This is a genomic window from Streptomyces sp. NPDC059564 (assembly GCF_042735575.1).
Classification (GTDB): domain Bacteria; phylum Actinomycetota; class Actinomycetes; order Streptomycetales; family Streptomycetaceae; genus Streptomyces.
In genome coordinates this window covers 1-3,190 of sequence record NZ_JBHWBP010000569.1, presented here as the reverse complement: position 1 = coordinate 3,190, position 3,190 = coordinate 1, and the positions used below count along the sequence as shown (strand labels likewise).

Here is a 3,190-nt window from a genome sequence, read left to right as displayed (position 1 = left end):
GAGACCAGGGCCCTGGCCACGGCGACGCGCTGCTGCTGCCCGCCGGACAGCTGTCCGGGCCGGTGGCCGAGGCGCTGGGAGAGCCCGAGCATGGAGACCACGCGGTCCAGCCACTGCGGGTCGGGCCGGCGCCCGGAGATGGTCAGTGGCAGGGTGATGTTCTCCAGCGCGGTCAGTGTCGGCAGCAGGTTGAAGGCCTGGAAGATGAAGCCGACCCGGTCGCGGCGCAGCTCGGTGAGCTGCCGGTCGCCCAGGGTGCTCAGTTCCGTGGTGCCGATGCGGACGGAGCCGGAGCTGAACGAGTCGAGCCCGGCGGCGCAGTGCATCAGGGTGGACTTGCCGCAGCCGGAGGGGCCCATGATCGCGGTGAACTCGCCCTCGCGGAAGGCGATGCTGACCCGGTCGAGGGCGACGACGCGGGTGTCGCCACTGCCGTAGACCTTGGACAGTCCGGTGGTGGCGGCGGCCGCGGTCGCGGTGGTCGGGTGCGTCGGGTTCGCCGGGTGCGGTGCGTACGGGGCCGGGGGGTCGGCGGTCACGGGGACTCCTCTTCTGGTGCGCGAAGGTGCACTTCGAAGGGTGTCCGGGGAACGTATCGGGGCCTGGTCCGCCGTGTATCGGCGTCCGCTCCACTGTGTACCGGTCGTGTAGGGGCGGGAGGGGTCGCGGGCCGTCAGGCCGGAAGGCGCAGGGTGGCGACCGCGCCGCCGTCCGGGGCGTTGTCCAGGCGCAGCTCGGCGCCGAGGAGCCGGGCCTGGCCCAGGGCGATGGTCAGGCCCAGGCCGTGGCCCGAGCCGCGTTCCGCCGCGCCCGTGTGGAAGCGGCGCGGGCCGTTGAGGAGCAGGTCCCGGGGGAATCCGGGCCCGTGGTCCCGTACGACGACGGTGCGGCCTTCGACGGTGACCTCCACCGGGGCGTCTCCGTGCCGGTGGGCGTTGACGACGAGGTTGCCGACGATCCGTTCGAGGCGGCGCGGGTCGGTCTCCACGGTCGCCGCCGCTCGTACGTCGGCGGCGGCGGCGGCGACCGTGACCTGCGCGTCGAAGCCGGTGCGCGTCACGGCCTCGGCGACGACCGCGCCGAGCGGGACGTGGTGGCGTACCGGCTGTTCGGCGCCGGCGTCGAGCCGGGAGATCTCCAGCAGGTCCTCGACCAGTCCGCGCAGGTCGCGTACCCGGGCCCGGAGCAGGTCCTCCGTCTCCCCCGGCGGCAGCAGGTCGGCGGCGGCCAGCAGTCCGCCGACGGGGGTGCGCAGTTCGTGGGCCACGTCGGCGGTGAACTGGCGCTCGGTGCGCAGCCGTCGGCCGAGGCTGTCGGCCATGAGGTCGACGGTGGCGGCGATGTCGGACACCTCGTCGCGGCCCTTGGTGGGGCCGGTCCGGGCGTCGAGGTCCCCGGCGGAGATCCGGCCCGCGGTCTCGGAGACCCGCCGCAGGCGGCGGGCGAGCAGTCCGGCTCCGAAGACGGCGAGGGGGGTGACCGCCGCGAGGGTGATCAGCGAGGCCACCGCCATGGTCACGTCGAGCCGGCGCAGCTCGTGGAGCTCCGAGCTCATGTTGACCCGTACGGCGAGCACCGCACTGCCCGGGCCGCCGACGCGCTGGGCGGCCCAGAAGCTGGGCCCCACGTTGCCGTCGACGTGCCCGTCGTAGGCCGTGTGCCGGCTGCCGTCGGCCGGGTTCCGCAGTGGGGCGGGCAGCGCCGCGGGATCGATCTCGGCACCGTCCGCCAGGGTTCCGGTGCGCCGGTGGACGTCCATGGCCGAGTACACGCCGTTGAAGGCCTGTGCTTCGGCCCGGCTCCGGATGTCCTGCGCGGTCCATACGTGGACGAGTACGCCGACCGCCGCCACGACCAGGGCAGCCGTGGCCGCGGCCAGCGCGGCGATCTTCCAGCGCAGGGGCACGCGCGCCGGACGCGGCGGCCGGTGGAAAAGGCGCACCGCTCTCAGCGCCTGAACTTGTAGCCGAAGCCGCGGACGGTCTCGATGCGGTCCCGGCCCAGCTTGCCGCGCAGCCGTTGCACGCACAGGTCCACGACCCGGCTGTCGCCGTCCCAGCCGTAGTCCCAGACCTCGCGCAGGAGGGTGTGGCGGTCGAGCACGATGCCGGGGCGGGCGCGTAGGTCGCCCGGCGCAGCAGCGAACGGATGCGGGCCACGAGGACGTACGTGTCCACGGGCTTGACCACGTAGTCGTCGGCACCGGCTTCCAGACCGGCGACGACGTCGAGCCCGTCGCCGCGGGCGGACATCATCAGAACGGGCACCAGGCTGGTCTCGCGGACCCTGCGGCACAGGCCGATCCCGTCCAGACCGGGCAGCATCACGTCCAGGATGAGCAGGTCGAAGGCCTCGTCGCGGAAGAGCTCCAGCCCGGTCAGCCCGTCGGCCGCGGTCCGCATCCGGTAGCCGTAGCGTTCGAGGGCGACGGTGAAGGACCGCCGCATGAGGTCGTCGTCCTCCACCAGCAGCACGCGAACGGGGCGCGGAGGGGGCGGAGCCGGGGCGGACGAGGACACGGGCAGGTGGTTCCTGTTCTTCGGACGTTCCTGGGGCACGGACGGCGACCCGAAAGGAACGATATGACAGACATCGGACGTGGCGACCGCGTCGCACGGGGGACACGCGTCGCACGCGCCACGGCCTTCCTCCTCGACCTCCGCCCAGGTCAGGCCGGGTGACACCACTCGGACAACCATCGGGGTCCGCGGCAGCCCGGCCCCCTCAGCCGGGGCCGACACATCGATTCGATGCACAACCCAGCGCTCCCCGATACCCACCCGATACAAAACCGGCCCCCGCCGGCCGCCGCCCGAAGTGGTGATTCCGATTGGGCTCGCGCGGCAGCGCCTTCTCCCGGTCCTCGATGTCCGGCATTGGAGTGAATCACCGTTTCTCGTGACCTTTCGTGACGTTTAACCGGCCGACGCGCACCCTTCATGGCGCGTCATCCGAAATCCATGGGAGTAGTCATGCGTATGCGCTCTGCCCTGACCGCCTCTGTCCTGGCCGCGGGCATCCTGCTGGGCGGCGCCGGTGCCGCCCTCGCCAACGACGGAGTCGAGAGCGAGTACTTCAACGGTGGCCACGCCGCCTTCGCGGCCACCTGCGCGAACGCCGCCGCCGTCCCGGCCGTGATCGGGCCCGTCTGGACCTCGACCTGTTCGAAGGAAGGCGAGAAGGAGTGGGC

Annotated in this window: 3 protein-coding genes and 1 pseudogene; 1 reads left to right on the top strand and 3 read right to left on the bottom strand. The window is 72.8% G+C overall.

Annotated elements, in window-relative coordinates; translation table 11 throughout:
• The 3 genes and pseudogenes from ACFV0Q_RS40265 to ACFV0Q_RS40255 form a co-directional block, all read right to left on the bottom strand.
• A partial coding sequence (locus ACFV0Q_RS40265; RefSeq protein ID WP_385012902.1) for an ABC transporter ATP-binding protein occupies nt 1-449 on the bottom strand: 449 nt, incomplete at its 3' end.
• Between the two features lie 224 nt (nt 450-673).
• A complete protein-coding gene (locus tag ACFV0Q_RS40260) occupies nt 674-1,942 on the bottom strand; it encodes a sensor histidine kinase (protein WP_385012900.1) in 1,269 nt (422 codons plus the stop codon).
• A gap of 5 nt (nt 1,943-1,947) precedes the next feature.
• Nucleotides 1,948-2,447 (bottom strand): annotated as a pseudogene (locus tag ACFV0Q_RS40255) (response regulator transcription factor).
• Between the two features lie 525 nt (nt 2,448-2,972).
• Here ACFV0Q_RS40255 and ACFV0Q_RS40250 point away from each other — a divergent pair.
• Nucleotides 2,973-3,190, top strand: a 218-nt coding sequence (locus tag ACFV0Q_RS40250; protein ID WP_385012898.1) for a hypothetical protein, incomplete at its 3' end; no start/stop codon positions are given.